Source organism: Yersinia sp. 22-579 (genome assembly GCF_030433455.1).
Classification (GTDB): domain Bacteria; phylum Pseudomonadota; class Gammaproteobacteria; order Enterobacterales; family Enterobacteriaceae; genus Yersinia; species Yersinia enterocolitica.
In genome coordinates this window covers 296891-320327 of the sequence record NZ_JAUJTZ010000002.1, presented here as the reverse complement: position 1 = coordinate 320327, position 23437 = coordinate 296891, and the positions used below count along the sequence as shown (strand labels likewise).

Here is a 23437-nt window from a genome sequence, read left to right as displayed (position 1 = left end):
GGGGCTGAGGGGGACTTTCTGCTGTTTTTCTTTCATCTCCTGATGCAATAATCAATACAATTGAAAATATCAATGATAATGATTACCATGCGCACTTGTTTTTTTGGATTATGTGATGTGCATGCGCTATTTTCAAATTCTATTGGTTTTTTGTCTGTTAAGTTTCACTCTCACCAGCCAGGCAAAAAGTGTTACCGATATTCTCGGTCGTCAGGTCATCGTACCGGATAACCCGCAGCGTATTATTCTGGGTGAAAGCCGGATGTTATATACATTGGCGTTATTAGAACCAGGCAATCCTGCACAGCGTGTTATTGGTTGGCCAGCAGATCTTGAGCGTTTTGATGCGCAAAGCTGGCAGCTTTACAGCCAAAAATTCCCCGAAATCGCCAAGATTCCAATAATTGGCAGTGGAAATATTCGTCAGATCAATGTTGAGCGTTTAATCCAATTACAACCTGATCTGATTATTCTGCCGCGATTTGCTCGTGCCGAGGGCGACGATGGGACACTTGCGGGCCTGACGAAAGCCGGTATTCCGGTTATCTATGTGGATCTGCGGGTCGATTTATTAAAACACACCGTTCCCAGTATTAAACTTTTAGGCGAGGTGCTTAATCGCCAAGCCCGTGCTGAGCAATTTATCAATTTTTATCAACAGCATATGCAGCTTATCCAGCAGCGTCTCGCCAATTATCAAGGGCGAAAGCCGACAGTTATGCTGCATTTGCATCTTGGGCGACGCGAAAGTTGTTGTACCACAGCCTCTAAAGGCAATCTAGGTGACCTGATTGCTTTCGCTGGGGGCGATAATATCGCCGTTTCCCGTATTAATACTGTTTATGGTGAGCTGAATCCAGAAAATGTGCTGCAAGCCAATCCCGATATTTATATCGCAACTGGCATGGCAGGCACGACAGGAAAACGCTTCTCAAGTTTACAATTAGGGCCGCTGGTTAATATCGAACAGGCGCAGCACAGCTTCCAACAAGTGTTATCAGAGCAACCGATCCTCTCTCATCTTAACGCGGTAACACAGGGGCGGGCCTACAGTATCTGGCACAATTTCTACCTCAGCCCCTACCACGTTGTGGCGGTAGAAATGTTTGCAAAGGCCTTCTATCCAGACCTCTTTGCCGATATCAATCCGCAACAAACTTTCCAACAATTATATCAACAATTTTTGCCGTTACCTTTCTCAGGGATTTATTGGAGTCAGTTAGAAAATGAAAATAATTAAGCGCCAGCATATGTACTGGTGTAGCCTGCCGCTGCTTGTTATGGGGCCAACAGCCCAAGCTGCTGATGCTCAAACAGCAACCAAGAATAGTGAAGAAAAAACCAAAATAGTGGTGATTGGTCAGCAACGTGAAGCTGACACACAAAGCTATCAACCAACCAGTAGTGTTACCGGAACGCGCACTGAAACCAACCTGCTGAATGTACCGCAGGCGGTTAACGTGGTTCCGCGGCAAGTATTACGTGACCAGGCAGCAAGAAATATTGATGAGGCGCTGTATAACGTCAGTGGCATTACTCAATCTAATACATTAGGTGGCACACAAGATGCAGTGATGAAGCGAGGGTTTGGTGATAACCGTGATGGCTCCATCTTGCGCGACGGCGTGCGCTCAGCTCAGGCTCGTAATTTCACCCCCACCACGGAACGGGTCGAAGTTTTGAAAGGCCCGGCCTCAATGTTATATGGCATGGGGGAGCCGGGTGGGGTGATCAATATGATTACCAAGAAGCCACAGCTAGTGCAGCAAACACATATTGAAGGGTGGGGCAGCAGTTTTAAAGGCGGCGGCGGGCAGCTAGATGTCACTGGCCCATTGGGCCAGTCCGGTTTTGCGTATCGGATGATTGTCGATCACGATGAAACTGATTATTGGCGCAACTTTGGTCGTAATCGTCAAACAGTCGTTGCGCCATCGGTTATGTGGTTTGGTGACACGACCACAGTACGTGTGGCTTACGAACATATGGAATATCTCACTCCCTTTGATCGCGGCACTATTATTGATAGCCGCACCGGGAAACCGGTCAATACTCCGCGTGATCGTCGCTTTGATGAAGCCTATAACGCCACTCGTGGTGATCAGGACAATATCACGCTGCAAATTGATCAGGTGCTGAATGATAATTGGAAAAGCTCTCTGACCTACGCCTATAACCGTAATCGTTATAGTGATAACCAGGCTCGTGCATTATTGCTGGATCCCATTACAGGCGTATTGAGTCGTCAGGCCGACGCTACTGCCAGTGCAGTTAGCCGCGCTCAGGCCGTGCAGATAACTCTCAATGGTGACCTTGACTTGGGCGGCATAGGCCATCAGATGCTCTTTGGTTTTGATTATGAAGATAGCCGCACATATCGTGGCGATATGATTCGCGGTAAAAAGAACTCAAACTTTAATATCTATGATCCAGTATATGGTTTGATGCCACCGTCAACGGCCGTCAGCGCTAAAGACAGTGACCAGCGTGAAAACCTAAAAAGCTATGGCTGGTTTATGCAAGATTCCATTGAGTTGACCGATAAATGGATTGTACTGGCAGGTTTACGTTACGATCGTTTTGATGTTTTTGCGGGTAAAGGCCGGCCATTCATCACCAATACTGATAGCTCTGACAGTAAGTTAGTTCCCCGTGCCGGAGTGGTTTATAAGCTGACACCAGAAGTCTCTTTATATGGTAGTTATAGTGAGTCTTTCAAACCTAATTCATCTATCGCCACCCAGATAGATTCGCTGCCGCCGGAGCAAGGCCAATCCTGGGAAGTAGGAAGTAAAGTGGAGTTAGTCAATGGCGTGACGGGGACTTTGGCGCTGTTTGATATTGCAAAACGTAATGTCATGGTCAATGAGTTAGTTAATGGTGAAACCATCACTCGTACCGCAGGTCGTGTGCGTTCGCAAGGGGTTGAGTTAGATATCGCTGGGCAGTTGACCGATAACTTAAGCGCGATTGCTACTTATGCTTATACTGATGCCAGAGTAACAGAAGATCCTGATAATAAAGGCAATCAGATGACTAATGTGGCCCGTAATAGCGCCTCTGTATTTCTGACGCAAGCATTGGGATCTACCGGTTGGCAGGGCGGTGATGATTTACGAATAGGCGCGGGTGCACGTTATGTCGGGCGGCGAGCCGGTGATGCAGCCAACAGTTTTACCTTAGATGACTACACGGTGGCCGATGCATTTATCTCTTATTCATTGCCTATCAATAATTATCGGGTGAAATGGCAACTCAATGTGAAGAACTTCCTGGATAAAACCTATTACCCATCCAGTGGCGGTAATTTGCGCGTTGCTGTTGGTGAGCCTCGGCAGCTTGTTTTGCGCGCCAGTGTTGATTTCTAATTCCGGTTATCCCCCGATGTTCGGGGGATAGTGCAATAGGCTATCCATTAGCTGTATCGTTAATTTTACAATATTGTAAAGTTTGCACTACCCTCAATTATAGGTATGATTTGCATCTACAGCGTAGGACTGAGTGTTAATCCAGTTTAAGCGGCCAATAATAGTGGCCGGTTTTTTGATGTCGAGAATTTATCCTTAAAAGCGGATGCGAAAGGACTTTCAAGTAATGACACAGACTATCTTTATGGTCGGCGCGCGCGGTGCAGGTAAGACAACAATAGGGAAAGCGTTGGCACAGGCGTTGGGATATCGCTTTATTGATACAGATTTGTTTATGCAGCAAACTTTGCAGTCGAGTGTAGCCGAAATTGTTGCCCGCGAGGGGTGGGATGGCTTCCGTCTGCGAGAAAGTATGGCCCTACAGACCGTAACCGCGCCTAAAACAGTGGTTGCTACCGGTGGTGGTGCGGTGTTATCCCATGATAACCGTACATTTATGCGCCAGCACGGGGGGGTTATTTATTTGCGCGCATCAGCGAATGTGTTGGCAGAACGATTGGCGGAAGATCCGGAAGATGCCCAGCGGCCAAGTTTGACTGGCAAACCGATTGTTGAAGAAATGCTGGATGTGTTAGCCAGCCGGGAGCCGCTCTATCAAGAGGTTGCTCATCATGTGCTGGATGCCACTCAACCACCAGAAGAGGTTGTTGAGCAGATTTTGCACATACTGGCTGATGAGAAAGTGAAATAGCCAACCGGTCTAATTTGTCAGATACGTGCTTTATGGAATGAATCGCTCGCCTATCTGATTGCCTGTTAATTATACGAAGAGTACAATTATCACCTACGTAATCATTTTGACGTAAATTACTTGCGTCAATTAATGCCTCTTATGGCAAGGCCACCAAGGCGGGCCGATGAAAACCTTCAAATGCTTTATCCATCAACACACTAATTTTATGCCAGCATTTTGGTCAATATCGATTGTGGTGTTTGAAACTTCGCTGGCGCTGTACATTCTCCGCAATCTTTAATATCACCTCGTTTTCGTACTATGAACCTTCACCCTATGCTGTGAAGGTGTTTTCTGGTCGCTAAATCGTATGCTTTCTCCGCAACCACAGCAGTGAATCCGGTTATGATCCCATTTCGCCATAATAATCAGTGACAGACCATTTATAGTGACTCTAATATGAAAGCTCAATTTTGATTAAGACGCGGGTGCAAAACTATGCTGAAATTTAATGAGTATTTTACCGGGAAAGTGAAATCTATTGGTTTTGACAGTGACAGCATTGGACAGGCTAGCGTTGGGGTGATGGAAAAGGGCGAGTACACCTTTAGTACCGCTAAACCGGAAGAGATGACGGTAATCACCGGTAGCTTAAAAGTATTGATCCCTGGTTCATCCGGCTGGGAAGTTTTCAATCCCGGTGAAACTTTCTATATCCCAGGGGAAAGTGAATTTAATTTGCAAGTGGCTGAAGCATCTTCGTATCTGTGTAAATACTTGAGTTAATTTATTCTTTGAATTTGCCCTCTCAAATGTGGAGAGGGCTTATATACTTGGCGCTTAAAGCTACGGCGATATTAGTGCTGGGCTTCGCCACCCAAGGCTTCAATCAGATTTTTAATCAGAGCAGCCAACTCGCTGGTCATCAGAATAAAATCGGCATCGAAACGTTGAGCAAAATCTTCCCGATCAATATCTTCGTTTTGCTCACGCAAGGTATCAGAGAATTTCAGGCGTTTTAGTGAACCGTCATCGGACAGAACGAGCTGAACACGTTCTTGCCAATCGAGCGCCAGCTTAGTCACCAATTTACCTGCTTCTATATGCACCGCGATTTCATCACTGAACAGATCCTGTTTCTTACAACGGATCACGCCACCATCTTCCAGAATAGCTTTCAATTCAGCTTCATCCATCAGTGCAAAGCCTGACGGTAATTCTTTGCTACGAACCCACTCAGTTAACGTCAGTTCAATCGGGTTTTCTAACGTCAGTGGAACGACCGGTAAAGAGCCCAGGCTTTTACGCAGTAATGCCAGGGTATCTTCAGCACGCTTGGCACTGGCCGCATCGACCATAATCAGGTCATTGACGGTATCAATCCATAAGAAGGTTTGGTTAAAACGGCTAAATGCACGTGGCAATAAACTGTGTAAAACCTCATCTTTTAATGAGTCTTTTTCAGTTTTCTTCAGCTTGCGATGCTGTTCACCTTCCAACCGTTCAATTTTGGCTTGCAACTCTTGCTTAATGACCGGCGATGGCAAGATTTTCTCTTCTTTTCGCGCACAGATGACGATTTGGCCATTAACCGTATGAGTTAAGGCATCGCTGTGTGAACCCATCGGTGATACCCAACCGGTTTTTGCCATATCCTGACTGCCGCATGGTGTGAAACTGAAGGCGCTTAACTGTTTCTCCATTTCATCCGCAGACAGCGAAACTTCCCGGCTCAAACGGTAAACCATTAAATTCTTAAACCACAGCATAGTGTTATCCCTGGCTCGGGCGCGCCTGGAGCGCGCGAGTTAATCAAACGCAGGGCGGCATGATAACGAATTGAGGCGTTGGGCCCTAGTAAAAGAATAAGAAAAAAACAGTGCTGCGGGGTAACTCACTGAAGCTGATTCATATCTCACAGGATTCAAATACGACAAAACGCAAAATTGCGTGCGCCAGAGATTGTGTCGTAGCGAGGTATTGTCCAAACTAAAAGAAGCGGATTCTTATTATCGTGATTTCCCTGAACTGCCGAAGTATATGCAGATATAGGCCGGTTATCACGATCGTCACATCACAAACAATCCTGTCGATGAGGTAAGGCGCTATGCGCATTGGTATAGATCTGGGTGGTACCAAAATAGAAGTTATTGCTTTAGCAAATGATGGGCTGGAGCTTTTCCGTAAAAGGGTCGACACCCCACGCCATGATTATCAAAAAACCTTGCAGGCAATTGCGGGATTAGTCGCCGATGCAGAAAAGGCTACTGGGGAGCAGGGCAGTGTTGGCGTGGGTATCCCCGGGACACTTTCTCCTTTCACCGGGAAGGTGAAAAATGCCAATTCAGTTTGGCTGAATGGACAAGAGTTGGATAAAGACTTGTCAACGCTTCTCTCTCGCCCGGTGCGTCTGGCGAATGATGCCAACTGTCTTGCTGTATCTGAAGCAACAGATGGTGCAGGTGCTGGAAAGCATCTGGTATTTGCAGTCATTATTGGTACGGGTTGTGGTTCAGGTATTGCCATTGATGGGCGTGTGCATGCTGGTGGTAATGGTATTTCCGGTGAGTGGGGCCATAACCCATTGCCGTGGCAGGATGACGAAGAGCGGCAGTATCAGCAGGAAGTAGCTTGTTATTGTGGGAAATCAGGCTGTATTGAGACCTTTGTCTCCGGAACGGGGTTTGCTACGGATTATTTTCGCCTGAGTGGTCAACCACTTAAGGGCCATGAGATCATGGCGTTAGTTGAACAAGGTGATGTGTTGGCTGAGCAGGTAATGGTCAATTACGAGCGTCGCTTGGCCAAATCATTAGCCCATGTTATCAACCTATTTGATCCTGATATTGTGGTATTAGGCGGCGGGATGAGCAATGTCGACCGCCTATATAAAACATTGCCTGTGTTAATTAGCCCTTGGGTATTTGGCGGCGAGTGCGAAACCCCTGTTCGTAAAGCGGTGCATGGGGATTCTAGTGGGGTGCGCGGGGCCGCTTGGTTGTGGCCGGCCCTTCGTCCTTGACGCCACAGCGTTGTTAGCTGTGCTAGTGCACCCGAATCACTTACTTATAGTTGATCTTAGTTATAAATAAGTTCATCGGGATTTGCTCGCTTGTTGCGTGGCTGCAACTCTAAATGCTTAGTCTTGATTGACTCGGAAGATGTTATCTAAGCGGCTAACACCCAATCCGTTGACTTTTTTCACTTTAATTTGCACTGGGATTCTGTCTTTCATCGCCTCGACATGGCTAATAACTCCAATGGTTTTACCCGATGCATTCAGGCTATCAAGGGCATCGAGTGCCGTATCCAGTGTCTCTGCATCCAAGGTACCGAAGCCTTCATCGAGAAATAGGGAATCAATACTGGTTTTATGGCTGACCAGATCTGATAGCGCCAAAGCCAGAGCTAAGCTGACCAGGAAGCTTTCTCCCCCTGACAAGGTGCGGGTGTCACGGATAGCATCCGCTTGCCAGGTATCCACCACTTGTAGTTCCAGCGCGTCACTGGTTTTACGCTGTAATTGATAGCGCCCATGTAGGCGGCTGAGTTGGTTGTTTGCCAGATAGACCAAATGATCGAGTGTCAAGCCTTGGGCAAACTTGCGGAATTTATCACCTTCTTTAGAGCCAATTAAGTGATTGAGATAGCTCCAGTCATCATATTGTTGCTGGCTATGTTCAATTTGCTCAAACAGTGCATGTTGGTTGCGGCGGCGAATTATGTCGCTTTCTAGCTGATTGCGTAACTCACCTTGCCGTAAGGTATTGGCTTTCAGTTGAGCCAGTAATTGTTCTGATTGCCGCTGTAATACCGCCAACTCAGATGTCTGGTCGACGCCATCAGGGCAAGATTGTATCAGTTGAGCCAATGCTTCACTGGCTTGTTGGTGACGGATATTGGCCTGTTGCTGGCGCTCACTCAGTTGCTGTTGCAATTGCTGCAAACGCTGCCTTTCTTCCTCACTCAGGAGCGCGGCGGTTAAGGCTGCCTCATCATCAAATTCACTACTTGCCAGTGCTTGTCGTAATTCAGCTTGGGCTGTAGTGACTCGTTGTTGATTTTGTTTGCACTGCTGTTCTAGCCCCGTCAGTTCGCCGGAGAGCAAGTTAAGTTGAGATTGTGCCTGTTGCAGGGCTTGTGCTGTATTTTGTTGGGCCAGTTCTACTTTTTGCTGTTGTTGGCGCAATAACTGGCGGGCTTCAACCACGCTGCGGTCACCAAATAGCACCTGACGTTGTTGCTTTTGTTGCTGCAACAGTGTCTCAATTTGCTGATATTGTTGTGTGAGTATGGACAACTGATCAATGCACTCTTGCAAGTGGCGACGTTCATTTTCAATTTGCGTTTCCAGTGCTTTTTGCCCCAGCGCCAACTGTTGTTGTTCCTGCTGATACTGGTGCCAGCGTTGATTTTCCTCTTCCCGCAGTGCCAGCCAGCTCTGTTGTTGGTCTGCTTCAGGCATTGATAGCGATAATTCAGCCAGGGCATGGCTAAAGTCTTGGCGTGTTTTTGCCAATTCAACCAGTTGGTGTTGATGTTGTGCATGCAACTTTTGGTGCGCTTGCTCGGCATCTTGTCGGCGCTGACTCATTAGGGCCAATTGCTGCTGATGTTTTTGCTGCTGCTGTTCTGCTTGAGTCAGAATATCTTTAGCTTGTTGATATTGTTGATTCAATCGTTCATATTCCGCCAGTTTTAGCTGACAGGTTTGCTCTGATTGTTCTTGTTGTTCCAACCAGGTTATTAAGGTCTCAGGTTCATTCAACGCAAATGTTAGCGTTAATGTTTGAGTCAGTGCATGCCATTGCTGGTGATAATCTGTCAGTTGCTGCTGGCTGTGCTGTAACTCTTGCTCCAGATGCAACTGTTGTTGCTGCATGCTTGCGACCTGAGTGCGTAATTCAGTTCCCGCAGTGAAAAGTTGTTCAACCTGAAGTCGCAGTTCTTCTACTCGCACTGCCGTTTCTGAGGGTTTTACTGCCTGATACTCAGTAATGGCTGGGTGATCCAATGCACCACATAATGGGCATGCTTCTCCTGGTTGCAGTTTGGCTCTTTCAGACTCTAACCGGACGATTTGTTTTTCGCGTTCCAGCAAAGTTTCCAGATCAGTCAGATGCTGTTTGTGTTGTTTATATAACTGACGTTTTTCTGCTAGCTGTTGTTCGAGTAATTGTAGTTGCTGCTGCTGGGCAACAAACTGCTGTTGCTGTTTATCATGCAACGCCTGAACTTGCTGCGCCAATGGCGATAATGCCGCTAATTGCTGTCGCACCGGCCGTTGTTGTTGTAGCTCGATGAGTTGCTGGCGTAACTGCGCGGAGGGCTGTTGTTGCTCAAGTGCTGACAATTGTTGCTGAATACTACCGGTCTGCGAGTGGGCTTGTACTAATGCAGCTTGTTGCTGTTTATCTTGTTCATTCAGTGTGTCAATTTGCTGTTGTAAGGTCGCCAGTAACGTGGCCTGCTGTTGCAATTGCTGTTCGCTTTCAACTGATTGTTGTTGCTGCATTTGTAATTGGCGGAACTGCTCACGCCACAAAGGTAGGTTTTTTTCCCAGTGTTGATGGTGGGCATGCTGCTGGGTGTACTCAGTCAGTTGTTGCAGGCGCTGGTGAGCTAGCTTGAACTGTTGTTCATTCAGTTCAACTTGCTGTTTACTTTGCTGTTTTTTGGTGCGCAACTGTTCCAGTTGCGTACCTAGTAGCATTAATGAGTGTTGCTGCTGAGCAATAAGGTTATCCAGCGGAACGACTTTTTGCTCGATCAGTATTTCTTGCTCATGCTGATGAGTTGCGTGTTGCTGGCGGGCAAGATTGGCTTGCTCCAGCGCCTGAGCTAGTGGCGTCAGTTGTGTTTGAAGTTGCTGTTGCTGCTGCGTCAGTGTGGTGATGCGCAGTTGTATCTGCTGCAAATCCCGTAGGCTACGGGAACACTCGCGTAATAGGGGGCGTAACTTTTCTGCTGGTTCACTACGGGCCAATCGTTGCAGTTCGGGTTGTACTTGCAGATATTCTTGCTCAATGATTTTCTGCTGCTGTTGATATTCCAACACATTTTTTTGCTGTTGCTGCCATCCGGTGAGCCAATTTATTTGCTTTTGATTTACCCGCTGTTCTGAAGCAAGCTGCTTTTCTTGTTCACCGAGTACCTCTAATTGTTGCGCCAGATCTGCACGCTGCTCTTCATTTAGCAGTTCAATACCGCTGGCGCGTTGATGCAATGCATCCAGTGCGATCTTGGCTTGCTTATGTTGCTCAAATACGTGTTCAGACAACCGACCATAGATGTCCGTGCCGGTTAACTCTTCCAATAATTCCGCGCGATCATTGGCATCAGCATTGAGAAATGCAGCAAATTGCCCCTGTGACAGCATCATCGATTTGGTAAAGCGGCCAAAATCCAGCCCGGTGATTGCGGCAACCATATCAAGCTTATCGCGCACTTTATCGGCCAGAATCTTGCCGTTTTCGCATAGCGCCAACTCAACTTTAGGCGCTTGCAGATTTCCTTCCGGGCTATTTTTAGCGCGCCGTTGGCTCCAGAAAGCACGATAACGCGTTCCTTTTACCTCAAACTCGACTTCAGCCAGTGACTCCGCCGTGTGGCGAGTCATCAGTTCGTTTTGGCTGGGGGTGACATTCAACCGCGGGGTCTGGTGGTATAACGCGAGACAAATGGCATCGAGCAGAGTGGTTTTCCCTGCCCCAGTCGGGCCGGTTATCGCGAATAAACCGTTGCTGGCAAAAGGTTCGGCGGTGAAATCTATCTTCCATTCACCCTGTAGAGAATTAATGTTTTTCAGCCGTAGACTTAAAATTCTCATGCAGATTGCTCCTCTGCGGTATCTTTACCTTGTGTGATATCTTCAACCACCAGATTAAACATCTGTCGCATGCGCTCTTGGCGTGGTTCGGCTAAATCCGCCTCTAGCGCCAGCCGGCGTTCAAATACATCAGTGACACTCAGTTCATTGAGTGTTTCCTTTTCCTGCCGCTCAATACTGTTATTACGCTGTTCTTTGCTGCGGCGTAAGAGTACCACCTCAACGGGGAGTTCTGCGGCTAATGCCTGAATTCGTCTTTGAATATCAGTGAGATAATCTTGTGTGGCAACTTCGATATCCAGCCACACCGGTAACCCCTGGTGGTCGGAAAATTTAGTCAACTGTTGCTCAATTTGCGCTAAGTCGCCTTTGATTAATTGCATTGGCTGAAATTGTGGGATGAAGATTGGGGTCACTGAGGCTAATGTCTGCTGGGCAAACTCCACCAGATAAACACTTTTCTCTTTGCTCAGCTCATCAAAACTCAGGGCAATTGGCGAGCCGCTATAACGGATATGTTCGGTTTTTGCTACTTGCTGAGCACGGTGAATATGGCCCAGAGCAATATAATCTGCCGGGGGGAAAGCGTGGGCCGGGAAAGCATCCAATGTGCCAATATAAATATCACGAACCGAGTCCGAGGTAGTGACCCCCACCGTAGTTAGGTGCCCGGTAGCAATAATCGGCAAGGGCAGGCCTAACTCGGTACGCAGCTCGATGGCTCGCTGGTAGAGCGCCTGATAGTGGGCAGCAATTGCTTCCTGTAACGCCAGCTGTTTCTGTCCACCGGATTCACCCGCCTGGCTGGTGACTAGATCCCGTGGACGTAAAAAGGGAATAGCACACAGCAGTGCCGCAGGGTGATTTTGGTGGTCTTTCAAAATAATAACCTGCTGCTCCAGATTGCTGCTGGCGCAGGAAATGACTGTGGTATTCAAATAAGAAAGCAAGCCGCGAGATTCATTCAGCGTTGATACTGAATCATGGTTGCCCCCCAAAACAACCAACTGGCAGTTCGTCGGTTGTAGTTCAACCACGAAACGGTTATATAGCTCACGTGCATAACTGGGTGGGGAGCCGGTATCAAAAATATCACCCGCCACAATCAGCGCATCTACCTGATTTTCTTTGATCTGTTCTATGAGCCAGCGCAGGAATGCCTGATGTTCAGCCGCACGGCTTTTGGTAAAGAAATTTTGGCCCAAATGCCAGTCAGAGGTATGAATAATGCGCATAAATCTCCCGCTCGGGCAGGTCGCCGTTTAAAGATAATGGCGCTGATTATAAACGCTGCCTGCTGGATGTCGCGGCTAAAAAAAGGCTGTGAGGGAAATCTCCGAGACGCCTCGCAAACTTGAGTGCTGCATTTTGCATTTATCATGAAATTTATCACTATGCTTATTGCTTGCAAGAGGGTGATGTTTTTCATAAAAATGTCACAAAACTGACGCATAATGACTTCCGAAATCAAATAGTGACCACTAACTTACTGGCAGGGTTGATGATGGCAAGACGCATACTGGTAGTTGAAGATGAAGCACCAATCCGTGAGATGGTGTGCTTTGTGTTGGAACAGAATGGCTACCAACCGTTAGAAGCCGAGGATTACGACAGTGCCGTAACTCGTTTGTCCGAGCCTTACCCTGATTTAGTGTTGTTGGACTGGATGTTACCTGGCGGCTCGGGGATTCAGTTTATTAAGCATATGAAACGTGAAGCTCTGACCCGAGATATTCCGGTGATGATGCTGACAGCGCGTGGCGAAGAAGAAGACAGAGTGCGTGGTTTGGAAGTGGGGGCGGATGACTATATTACTAAGCCTTTTTCACCCAAAGAGCTGGTGGCGCGTATCAAAGCGGTTATGCGCCGGATATCGCCAATGGCGGTTGAAGAAGTGATTGAAATGCAAGGGTTGAGCCTTGATCCCTCCTCGCATCGGGTTATGGCCAATGAGCAAGCGTTGGATATGGGGCCGACCGAATTTAAATTATTGCATTTTTTCATGACTCACCCGGAGCGTGTTTACAGCCGTGAACAGTTGCTTAATTATGTTTGGGGCACTAACGTTTATGTAGAAGATCGCACCGTTGACGTGCATATTCGTCGGCTACGTAAGGCGCTGGAAATTGATGGCCATGACAGAATGGTACAAACTGTCCGGGGAACCGGATACCGTTTCTCAACGCGCTACTGAGTTTTCAGTGCCGGAGAATTCGTTGTGTTAGAACGTTTATCATGGAAAACGCTGGCTTTAGAGCTGGCTCTTTTTTGTCTGCCCGCATTACTGTTAGGTGCCTTTATCGGGTACCTTCCCTGGCTATTATTAGTCTCGGTTATTGCGGCGCTGGTGTGGAATTTCTATAACCAACTCAAGTTGTCACACTGGCTGTGGTTAGACCGCAGCATGACGCCACCTTCAGGGCGTTGGAGTTGGGAGCCTTTATTTTACGGCTTGTACCAGATGCAACTGCGAAATCGCCGCCGGCGTCGTGAGTTGGCTTTACTTATCAAACGCTTCCGCAGTGGTGCTGAGTCTTTACCTGATGCGGTGGTTATGACGACCATTGATGGCAATATTTTCTGGTGTAATGGTTTGGCTCAGCAATTACTCGGCTTCCGTTGGCCGGAGGATAACGGCCAACATATTCTCAACTTGCTGCGTTATCCCGAATTCAGTCAATATTTGCAACAACAAGAATTTTCCCGCCCATTGACCCTGCAACTCAATAATGGTTATTACGTTGAGTTCCGTGTGATGCCTTATTCAGAAGGGCAATTGCTTATGGTGGCTCGTGATGTTACCCAAATGCGTCAGTTGGAAGGGGCGCGGCGCAATTTCTTTGCCAATGTGAGCCACGAACTGCGCACTCCCTTGACGGTGTTACAGGGATATCTGGAAATGATGCACGACCAAGAGTTGGTCGGGCCATTACGAGATAAAGCGCTAGGGACGATGCAAGAACAGACCAAGCGCATGGATGGGCTGGTAAAACAATTATTGACGTTATCGCGAATTGAAGCAGCACCTAATGTGGATATGAATGAGCAGGTCGATATTCCGCGCATGCTGAAAATGCTACAACACGAAGTGCAAGCGCTGAGTAATGGGCGTCATGAGATCACCTTCCGAATTAATGAGCAATTGAAGGTATTCGGTAACGAAGATCAACTGCGCAGTGCGGTTTCCAATCTGGTTTATAATGCAGTCAATCACACCCCTGATGGCACCAAAATTGAGGTGTGCTGGCAGCGAACACCTCAAGGGGCACAATTTCAGGTGAGTGACAATGGACCGGGTATTGGCCCTGAACATGTGCCACGCCTGACCGAGCGCTTCTATCGGGTGGACAAAGCCCGCTCACGACAAACCGGGGGTAGTGGCTTGGGGTTGGCCATTGTGAAGCATGCTTTGAGCCATCACGATGCGCGTTTGGATGTGATGAGTGAAATCGGTCTGGGGACGAGATTTATCTTTACCTTACCGAATCGGTTGATTGTTCCGACGGTTTTAACCGAGAATGCAGTCAAATCCTAAGACTGTATGGATATCAAACTGATGAGATGGGGAAAACTGGCGCTGTTGCATGCTCTGCTAGGGTTTAGCTGCGGCGTCCTGGCACTCCCTGTCGCGGTATCGCCTGCCACAGTGGTCGATGCGCCAAAGCCAGATACTCTGTCTGGTAATCTTTCCAGTGTCGGTTCTGACACTTTAGCTAACTTGATGTCTTTATGGGCTGATGATTTCAATCATCATTACCCCGGCGTTAATTTGCAAATACAGGCGGCAGGTTCCTCAACCGCTCCCGCGGCACTGGCAGCAGGGGCCGCTCAACTCGGCCCGATGAGCCGGCCAATGAAAGCGGCTGAAATCACGGCATTTACTGAGCGTTATGGTTATCCACCACTTGCTGTCCCTGTCGCAGTGGATGCATTGGTGGTTTTTGTCCATCAGGATAATCCACTGGATAAACTCACCTTATCTCAGCTTGATGCGGTATTTTCGCAAAATCGTCGCTGCGGGGAATCTCATCGCATCCAACGTTTTGGCGAACTTGGGCTAAAAGGGCGCTGGGCTGAACGCTCGATACAACGCTATAGCCGAAATTCTGCCTCCGGTACCTATGGCTTTTTCAAACAATTGGTACTGTGTGGTGGTGATTTTTCAAATAATATCAATGAATTGCCTGGGTCAGCTTCCGTGGTGCAAGCTGTCGCTGGTTCACTGAATGGTATGGGTTACGCCAGCATTGGTTTTCGAAACAGTGGTGTTAAGCCATTGTCTTTGTCGGCGAACGACCAGGATTATGTGATGCCAACGGCTGAGAATGTTAAAGATGGCCGCTACCCCCTATCTCGCTATCTGTATATTTATATCAATAAAGCACCGGGCAAGCCGTTGGAGCCGTTGACTGCGGCCTTTCTTGAGCGTGTTTTGTCACCAGAAGGGCAAAAGCGCGTGACTCATGACGGCTATTTGCCCTTGCCCCCTGAGATCCTGAATCACACTCGAAAAGAGTTGGGTTTTGCCTATTAATTTGGCGGATTATTAGCGTGTATCTGCCGTAATCTGTTAACGGTTGGATATAAATGATACAAATCATATGATGTGTATTTCTCGAAATCTGGCATGATTAACTGCTTTTTAAATATTGTATGGATGAAGACTCTGCTTTTGTGATCCCGACTTGCCTTTCTCCGCTATAAACGGTCTACTTACCGCCGTTGTTGGCCTATTCCACCTGCAAATAACTTCAAAAACACTGCATACTGACGAAATAGATTGCTTATTAACCGCCGGAGTTTGCGTTTATCAGAGCTTTGTATCGTTTCGATCACGTCGGAAAGCCACAACTTAGGACTTTTTCTTTTGATCATTTAACTAGGCAACGCACATCACTATGAGTCATCGTTTATCATCTAAAGATATTATGGCATTGGGCTTTATGACCTTTGCCTTATTCGTTGGGGCCGGCAATATCATCTTCCCGCCGATGGTTGGTTTGCAATCGGGTGAACATGTGTGGTGGGCCGCTTTGGGCTTCCTGATTACCGCCGTTGGATTACCGGTCATTACTGTTATCGCGCTGGCTCGAGTGGGCGGCGGTATTGATGCTCTGAGTACCCCAATTGGTCGCGGTGCTGGTCTGGTACTGGCAACTGTTTGTTATCTGGCCGTTGGTCCTCTATTTGCCACCCCGCGCACTGCGACAGTTTCCTTTGAAGTCGGTATTGCGCCTTTAACGGGTGATGGCCCACTGCCGCTGTTTATTTATAGTGTGGTCTACTTTGCACTGGTTATCGGGATTTCCCTGTATCCGGGGCGTTTGCTCGACACGGTCGGGCATATTCTGGCGCCACTGAAAATTTTAGCACTGGCTATTTTAGGTATTGCGGCTTTGATTTGGCCTGCTGGCCCGCTGATTCCGGCCACTGATGCATATCAGAATGCCGCGTTTTCTTCTGGTTTTGTCAATGGCTATTTGACCATGGATACCTTGGGTGCTTTGGTGTTCGGTATCGTCATCGTCAATGCAGCGCGTTCACGTGGTGTGGTTTCTGCTGGATTGCTGACGCGCTATACCATTTGGGCCGGTTTGATTGCCGGTATCGGTTTGACGCTGGTTTATCTGAGCTTATTTAAGTTGGGTTCAAGCAGCGGTGGTTTGGTGCCCGATGCGCAAAATGGTGCGGTGGTATTGCATGCCTATGTTCAGCACACCTTCGGTGGTTTAGGCAGCGTGTTCCTGGCTGCATTGATTTTCATCGCCTGTATGGTGACTGCGGTAGGCCTGACTTGTGCCTGTGCTGAATTCTTTGCCCAGTATTTGCCGCTGTCATACCGTGCACTGGTATTTATCCTCGGTATCTTCTCCATGATGGTATCGAATTTGGGGCTGAGCCATCTGATTCAGATTTCCATTCCGGTGCTGACGGCAATTTACCCGCCATGCATTGTGTTGGTGTTGATGAGTTTCACTTTGCGCTGGTGGCACCATGCTCCACGTATTGTAGCTCCGGTCATGTTGGTCAGTTTATTATTCGGTATCCTTGATGCGGTAAAGGCCTCGACCTTTGCACAATATCTGCCGGAATGGACTCAGCACCTGCCATTGGCTGAACAAGGTCTGGCATGGTTATCACCATCCCTACTGGTATTCGTCGTCGTAGGGTTGTACGATCGCCTGTGCTGTCGCCAGGTCGTTGCCGCCAAGCAATAACTGCACAGTTATCGAGTATTTTTAGCCACGGCTCATCCCCGTGGCTTTTTGCTGAAAAAAGACGGGATAAAGTTCATGGAATTACCAGTCAAAAATAAGCTGAAACGCGGCCTGACGACACGCCATATCCGCTTTATGGCATTGGGGTCAGCAATAGGTACCGGCTTATTCTATGGTTCGGCTGATGCAATAAGAATGGCGGGGCCAAGCGTATTATTGGCGTACCTGATTGGTGGTGTGGTGGCATTTATCATCATGCGCGCCTTAGGTGAAATGTCAGTTAATAACCCACAGGCCAGCTCTTTTTCTCGTTATGCACAAGATTACCTTGGGCCAATGGCGGGCTATATCACCGGCTGGACTTATTGCTTTGAGATTCTAATTGTTGCTATTGCCGATGTGACCGCGTTCGGTATCTATATGGGGGTCTGGTTCCCGGACGTGCCGCATTGGATATGGGTATTGAGTGTTGTCCTCATCATTGGTGCAGTCAATATGATGAGTGTTAAGGTGTTCGGCGAGCTGGAATTCTGGTTCTCATTCTTCAAAGTTGCCACCATCATCGTTATGATCCTGGCCGGTATTGGTATCATTGTCTGGGGTATTGGTAATGGTGGGCAGCCGACCGGTATTCATAATTTATGGACTAACGGCGGCTTCTTCAGTAACGGTTTTGTCGGCATGATCCTGTCATTGCAACTGGTGATGTTTGCTTATGGTGGGATTGAGATTATCGGGATTACTGCCGGTGAAGCAGAAGATCCGAAAAAGTCTATTCCGAAAGCCATCAACTCAGTGCCGTGGCGTATCCTGATGTTCTACGTCGGTACCCTGTTTGTCATCATGTCTATTTACCCATGGAACCAAGTGGGCACTAACGGTAGCCCGTTTGTGCTGACCTTCCAGCATATGGGGATTACTGTTGCTGCGGGGATTCTGAACTTTGTGGTTATCACCGCATCATTATCAGCCATTAACAGTGATGTGTTCGGAGTCGGCCGTATGCTTAACGGGATGGCAGAGCAGGGCCATGCGCCAAAAGCCTTTGCAGCGATTTCTAAACGCGGTGTGCCGTGGGTGACGGTATTGGTGATGATGGGAGCCATGCTGACGGCGGTTTATCTAAACTACATTATGCCGGAAAATGTGTTCCTGGTTATCGCGTCACTCGCGACTTTTGCGACCGTCTGGGTGTGGATTATGATCCTATTCTCCCAAATTGGTTTCCGCCGCTCGTTAAGTAAAGATCAAGTGAAAACGCTCGATTTCCCGCTGCGTGGCGGCACCTTTACTTCCGTGCTAGCTATCATTTTCCTGGTGTTTATCATTGGGCTGATTGGTTGGTTCCCAACGACTCGCGTCTCCCTGTATGTCGGGTTAGTGTGGATAGCTTTATTGCTGGTGGGATATTACTTCAAGGTAAATCATCAGAAGAAGAAGGCGAACGAGCTGAAAGTCGCAGAGTAATTTTGAATATAAAGCCGGGAGATATCCCGGTTTTTTTGTCTCTTTATTTAGCCATTTCATAGTTCTCTCCGCCCCCGACCTCATCCTCAATATTTATGCTGACAGATGATGGGGATTCCTCCGCAACATGGCATTGTTTCTATCGACTTAATTTTATACAGGTGAATGTGTCGCGGCGTTAATGTCTGCACCAGATAGCCTTAACAGTAATCGTTTTGGTTAAAGCAGGAGAGTTGTATGCTGAGTGGTTGGCATCTACCGGTCGCGCCTTTTGTCCGTCTACGGGGCGATGCGTTACATATTACACTGTGGTTACATGGAGAGTGGTTGCAGGAGGATAATTTACCAGCGCAAGTTTTCTTACGCTGTGAGCCGGATAATGAAGAGTGGCTGCTCACCATGAAGGGTGAACTGCACGATGGTTTCTGGCGTTATCGCACATCATTGCCATTACATGAAGGTCAGCCAGTACGGCGTTATTGCTTCAAGTTACTGTGGAATGATGATCAACTGTGGTTCGGGCCATTAGGTTTTTCGATAGTTCCTCCGGCGCAATTGGCTCAGTTTGCTATTGAGCTGCCAGACAGTGGCCCTGATTGGGTTGCCGATCAGATTTTTTATCAAATTTTCCCTGATCGTTTTGCCTCGAGTTTGGGTGAACATGGTGTGAAGGATGGTAGTTATACCCATCATGCTGCGGGGTGCGCGGTATCGCGTCGTGAATGGCAGCAACCATTGGATGATGTGAATGCTGCCTCGACATTCTATGGCGGCGATTTGGCTGGTATTTGCCAAAAACTCCCCTATCTACAACAGTTGGGTGTGACTGCACTTTATCTCAACCCGATTTTCACCGCACCCAGCGTACATAAATACGATACACAAGATTATTATCAGATTGATCCTTACTTTGGTGGCGAAAGTGCTTTCTTGCAATTACGCAGCGCTACCCGTGATGCTGGCATGAAATTGGTGCTCGATGGTGTGTTTAACCACACCGGAGATTCCCATCATTGGTTTGATCGTCATCAGCAGGGGGAAAACGGTGCCTGTCATCATCCAGATTCACCTTATCGTGGGTGGTTTAATTTCTTCCCCGATGGCCGGGCACTCGATTGGAAGGGCAATGCCAGTTTACCGAAACTCAATTTCACGAGTGAAGATGTGGTCAACCAAATTTATCGCGCCGAAGATAGCGTGGTGCGCCATTGGTTAAAACCGCCTTACAGTATTGATGGCTGGCGGCTGGATGTGGTGCATATGCTGGGTGAAGAGGGCGGAGCAAAAGGGAATTTGCATCATCTGGCGGGTATTTATCAGGCGGCGAAAGACGAAAATCCTCAGGCCTATATTTTGGGTGAGCATTTTGGCGATGCACGAAATTGGCTCCATGCCGGAGTAGAAGATGCGGCTATGAATTATATGGGGTTTGCCTTGCCAGTACGCAGCTTCCTGGCGGGTTGTGATGTCGCCTATCATCCAATAAAACTCAGTGCGGAGGATTGTGCCTATTGGATGGATGAATATCGTGCCGGATTACCTCATGGTCATCAGCTGCGTTTATTTAATCAATTGGATAGCCATGATACAGCCCGTTTTATCACGTTGCTGAATGGCGATAAGACGCGGATGCAAATGGCCTTAATATGGCTATTTAGCTGGATTGGCGTGCCCTGCTTATTTTATGGCGATGAGATTGGCCTCGATGGCGGCAATGATCCCTTCTGCCGCAAACCTTTCCCGTGGGACGAGGCATTGTGGGATGGCGACTTGCTGAAATTGTGTCAGCGGATGGCAGCTTTACGGCACAAAAGTTTGGCACTGCGACGCGGTGGATGCCAGGTTATTCATGCCAATGGCGATTCTCTGGTCTTTATTCGCAGCTATCAGCGCGAGCGGGTGATGGTAGCCATCCAGCGCAATCGCGCTAGTGATATCTTCTTGCCCGCATCTCCTTTACTGAATGTTGCTCAGTGGCAGCGTTTAGAAGGGATATCAGAACTGGAGCTCACTGATGCAGGCGTCAATCTGCAATTGTCTGGTGAGAGTGTCACATTGTGGCGTGGTCAATCTTAGTGATTGGCCATAGTGAGCGCTAACTTAAGAGTTAGTCACGCAGTGCAAGATATTAAAAGCGGTTAAGTGCCGCTTTTTCTTTGGTTGAAATACTATGTATATAACGGGTATAGATAGTTGTCAGGTAAATTCACCGAAGGGAAAATATGATGAGCACAGCTAAAAGACAGGCATTGATAATCGGCGCCTCTCGGGGATTGGGACTGGGATTGGTTGATGAGCTTAACCGCCGTGGTTGGTCGGTCACCGCGACCACGCGCGGTGTAGCAAAAGATACCGCTGCACATGCGGCCCATTGGCTAACATTGGATATTAACCAACCCGACAGTATTAAAACATTCTTACCACAGATACAGGGCCAAACGTTTGATCTAATTTTTATTAATGCCGGTATCTCTGGGCCGGAGCATCAATCCGCGGTTGATGCCAAACCGGAAGAGATTCTCGAATTATTCCAGACCAATGCGGTTTCTCCCATCCGTATTGCCCAGTTTTTGCTAGCACAGCGTAATCCTACTCACAGTGTATTAGCCTTTATGTCTTCACAACTGGGGAGTCTTGGACATAATGCTTCAGGCCATAAACCTTTGTATTCAGCCAGTAAAGCTGCATTGAATATGATGACGCGCAATTTGGTCGCTGAGGTAGCGGACCCCTCACTGACGGTGTTATCTATTCACCCAGGTTGGGTAAAAACAGATATGGGCGGGGATGCAGCACCACTAACGATTGCGACCAGTGTGAAAGGGGTGGTTGACCAAATTGAGCACGCTTCCGGTAAGGGCGGTCACGGCTTTATCGATTATCAAGGACATACTCTACCGTGGTAATCTAAACAGATGAATACCCCCATCGATATATTGATGGGGGATGAGCTACATTAGTAAGCCATTACTATCAGTAACCTATGGCGGCTCCTGCTGGGCGGCGAACATCATTAGCCCCATACAAGTAACCCTCTCTCACTTTCCCTGAGACGGCAGAATCATTGCCCGAATTGGCAGGGCTGACACCCTCAACACCCGCTAATCCGACCAAAATTAACTCGGCTGCTCCCCAAGGATTCTGCTCAACCATTTTATATCCCATTGTTTTCAGGAGATTAAGGCTGTCTGCGGATACCCCACGTTGCTCGTAGTAAACTTCATCGGGCAGCCATTGATGATGGATGCGTGGTGCATCTACGGCCTCTTGTGGTGCCATACCGTGGTCAATCACATTCAATGCGGTTTGCAAGGTAATGGTGATGATTCGTGAACCGCCCGGTGAACCTAAGACCATAAATGTCTTACCATCTTTGGTCACCAATGTCGGGCTCATAGACGATAGTGGGCGCTTACCGGGGGCGATAGAATTGGTTGCTCCCTGTACTAAACCATACAGGTTTTGCTCACCGACTTTGACGGTAAAATCATCCATTTCATCATTCAGGAAAAAGCCGGTACCAGGCGCAATAACGACTGCACCAAAGCGACCATTCACCGTATAGGTAGTAGAAACGGCATTGCCATCATGATCGACGATAGAATAGTGAGTTGTTTCAGGTTTCTCATGCGGCTGCATGCCCGGCTGAACTTCTACCGACGGCGTGGCCTTATTGGCGACGATTTGCTTGCGAATATCAGCGGCATAACTTTTACTCAACAGGCGGTCAATCGGGTTTTTAACAAATTCTGGGTCACCGAGGAACGTATTACGATCCATATAAGCATGGCGCATCGCTTCTGTCAGCGTATGAATATAAGCGGCAGAGTTAAAGCCCATACTCTTCAGGTCATATCCCTCAAGGACATTCAACGTCTCACATAAGGTTACGCCGCCGGAGCTAGGTGGCGGAGAAGAAACGAATTTATAGCCACGGTAGCTACAGGTAATAGGGGCGGTTTCGGTAATTTTATAATTGGCAAAATCAGCAGCGGTCAAAATACCTCCACCTTTTTTAGCCGCGGCTTCAACTGATTGCGGTATTTTCCCCTGATAGAAAGCATCTGGCCCTTTCTCCGAGATAGCTGTCAGAGTATCAGACAGATCAGTTTGAATCAGACGGTCGCCCGGTTGCAGAGCTTCGCCATTTTTACGTAGGAAAATACGAGCTGATTCAGGATCTTGGCGGAAACGTTTAACCGTTGTGTCAAGAATATCCGTGTCAGCACGAGTTAACACAAAGCCTTCCCGTGCCAGTTTGATCGCCGGAGCCATGACTTGCTGGCGGGTTAATTTGCCGTATTTCTTTTGTGCACTGTCCATTCCCAAAACAGTGCCAGGAACACCAGCCGCCAGATAACCATACAAACTGGCGTCTTTAGTAACTTTACCTTCTTTATCCAGATACATATCGGCACTGGCAGCGGCAGGAGCGGTTTCACGGAAGTTTATAAATGTGTCTGTTCCATCTGCAAGGTGAATGGTCATAAAGCCACCACCACCAATATTGCCACAGCACGGATTCACTACTGCTTGCGCATAACCCACAGCAACCGCTGCATCAACTGCGTTTCCGCCCATTTTTAAAATATCGGTCCCAACCTGTGAAGCCAGATGCTGGGATGTCACAACCATGCCATTTTTTGCTTCTACTGCGGGTGTTGAGGCAGCATGAAGTGTGCCGCTCACCAGTAAAGCCAATACAGTTAAAGGTTTATTCCATTTTTTCAAAAACATTCTGACTCCTGTTGTTTCCTGCTCGCCAGGGATTACCTGGTCATTTTGTTTGGCAGCTTAGAAGTGCTGCTTATGAAATGTGCAG

The 23437-nt window shown here is 47.9% G+C and carries 16 protein-coding genes; 12 read left to right on the top strand and 4 right to left on the bottom strand.

Annotated elements, in window-relative coordinates; translation table 11 throughout:
* Window positions 1-121 precede the first annotated feature (121 nt).
* From QSV56_RS03820 to ppnP, 4 genes are all read left to right on the top strand, one after another.
* A complete protein-coding gene (locus QSV56_RS03820; RefSeq protein WP_026018168.1) occupies window positions 122-1240 on the top strand; it encodes an ABC transporter substrate-binding protein in 1119 nt (372 codons plus the stop codon).
* Complete coding sequence (locus tag QSV56_RS03815) at window positions 1227-3368, top strand: TonB-dependent siderophore receptor (RefSeq protein ID WP_072085973.1); 2142 nt, start codon at window positions 1227-1229, stop codon at window positions 3366-3368. Before QSV56_RS03820 ends, QSV56_RS03815 begins: the two co-directional genes overlap by 14 nt.
* Window positions 3369-3594: 226 nt before the next feature.
* Window positions 3595-4119, top strand: a complete 525-nt coding sequence (gene aroL / locus QSV56_RS03810) for a shikimate kinase AroL (RefSeq protein WP_019082520.1) — start codon at window positions 3595-3597, stop codon at window positions 4117-4119.
* Between the two features lie 480 nt (window positions 4120-4599).
* A complete protein-coding gene (ppnP, locus tag QSV56_RS03805) occupies window positions 4600-4887 on the top strand; it encodes a pyrimidine/purine nucleoside phosphorylase (RefSeq protein WP_019081336.1) in 288 nt (95 codons plus the stop codon).
* Window positions 4888-4958: 71 nt separating this feature from the next.
* On the opposite strand, the gene rdgC is transcribed toward ppnP, so the two are convergent.
* Entirely contained in the window at window positions 4959-5870 is a 912-nt protein-coding gene (gene rdgC, locus QSV56_RS03800; RefSeq protein WP_019081335.1) for a recombination-associated protein RdgC, read from the bottom strand.
* A gap of 338 nt (window positions 5871-6208) precedes the next feature.
* Here rdgC and mak point away from each other — a divergent pair, with 338 nt between their 5' ends.
* A complete protein-coding gene (mak, locus tag QSV56_RS03795; protein WP_019081334.1) occupies window positions 6209-7123 on the top strand; it encodes a fructokinase in 915 nt (304 codons plus the stop codon).
* A gap of 117 nt (window positions 7124-7240) precedes the next feature.
* Here mak and QSV56_RS03790 read toward each other — a convergent pair whose 3' ends face one another.
* Together QSV56_RS03790 and sbcD are read right to left on the bottom strand one after the other, a co-directional pair.
* Window positions 7241-10930: an AAA family ATPase gene (locus QSV56_RS03790; protein ID WP_057625767.1), complete on the bottom strand. Its 3690-nt coding sequence runs from the start codon at window positions 10928-10930 to the stop codon at window positions 7241-7243.
* Window positions 10927-12165: an exonuclease subunit SbcD gene (gene sbcD, locus QSV56_RS03785; RefSeq protein WP_050327183.1), complete on the bottom strand. Its 1239-nt coding sequence runs from the start codon at window positions 12163-12165 to the stop codon at window positions 10927-10929. Before sbcD ends, QSV56_RS03790 begins: the two co-directional genes overlap by 4 nt.
* Before the next feature lie 269 nt (window positions 12166-12434).
* On the opposite strand from sbcD, the gene phoB reads away from it, so the two are divergent.
* The 7 genes from phoB to QSV56_RS03750 all read left to right on the top strand — a co-directional run bounded on the left by phoB (window position 12435) and on the right by QSV56_RS03750 (window position 21521).
* The gene (gene phoB, locus QSV56_RS03780; RefSeq protein WP_026018045.1) at window positions 12435-13124 is read left to right on the top strand and encodes a phosphate response regulator transcription factor PhoB; all 690 of its coding nucleotides are present in this window, start codon (window positions 12435-12437) and stop codon (window positions 13122-13124) included.
* A gap of 24 nt (window positions 13125-13148) precedes the next feature.
* Window positions 13149-14465: a phosphate regulon sensor histidine kinase PhoR gene (gene phoR, locus QSV56_RS03775; protein WP_005160583.1), complete on the top strand. Its 1317-nt coding sequence runs from the start codon at window positions 13149-13151 to the stop codon at window positions 14463-14465.
* Window positions 14466-14486: 21 nt separating this feature from the next.
* A complete protein-coding gene (locus QSV56_RS03770; RefSeq protein ID WP_046052066.1) occupies window positions 14487-15464 on the top strand; it encodes a PstS family phosphate ABC transporter substrate-binding protein in 978 nt (325 codons plus the stop codon).
* A gap of 364 nt (window positions 15465-15828) precedes the next feature.
* On the top strand, window positions 15829-17148 hold the full coding sequence (gene brnQ / locus QSV56_RS03765; RefSeq protein WP_005167571.1) for a branched-chain amino acid transport system II carrier protein: 1320 nt from the start codon (window positions 15829-15831) through the stop codon (window positions 17146-17148).
* A gap of 75 nt (window positions 17149-17223) precedes the next feature.
* Window positions 17224-18615, top strand: coding sequence for a proline-specific permease ProY (gene proY / locus QSV56_RS03760; RefSeq protein WP_046695359.1), 1392 nt, complete (start codon window positions 17224-17226; stop codon window positions 18613-18615).
* A gap of 237 nt (window positions 18616-18852) precedes the next feature.
* Window positions 18853-20691 carry a maltodextrin glucosidase gene (gene malZ, locus QSV56_RS03755; protein WP_046051473.1) on the top strand — a complete coding sequence of 613 codons (1839 nt, stop codon included), beginning with the start codon at window positions 18853-18855 and terminating at the stop codon, window positions 20689-20691.
* 149 nt (window positions 20692-20840) lie between these two features.
* Window positions 20841-21521 carry an SDR family oxidoreductase gene (locus QSV56_RS03750; protein ID WP_019081326.1) on the top strand — a complete coding sequence of 227 codons (681 nt, stop codon included), beginning with the start codon at window positions 20841-20843 and terminating at the stop codon, window positions 21519-21521.
* Between the two features lie 67 nt (window positions 21522-21588).
* Here QSV56_RS03750 and ggt read toward each other — a convergent pair whose 3' ends face one another.
* A complete protein-coding gene (gene ggt, locus QSV56_RS03745) occupies window positions 21589-23352 on the bottom strand; it encodes a gamma-glutamyltransferase (protein ID WP_301210784.1) in 1764 nt (587 codons plus the stop codon).
* Between the last annotated feature and the right edge of the window lie 85 nt (window positions 23353-23437).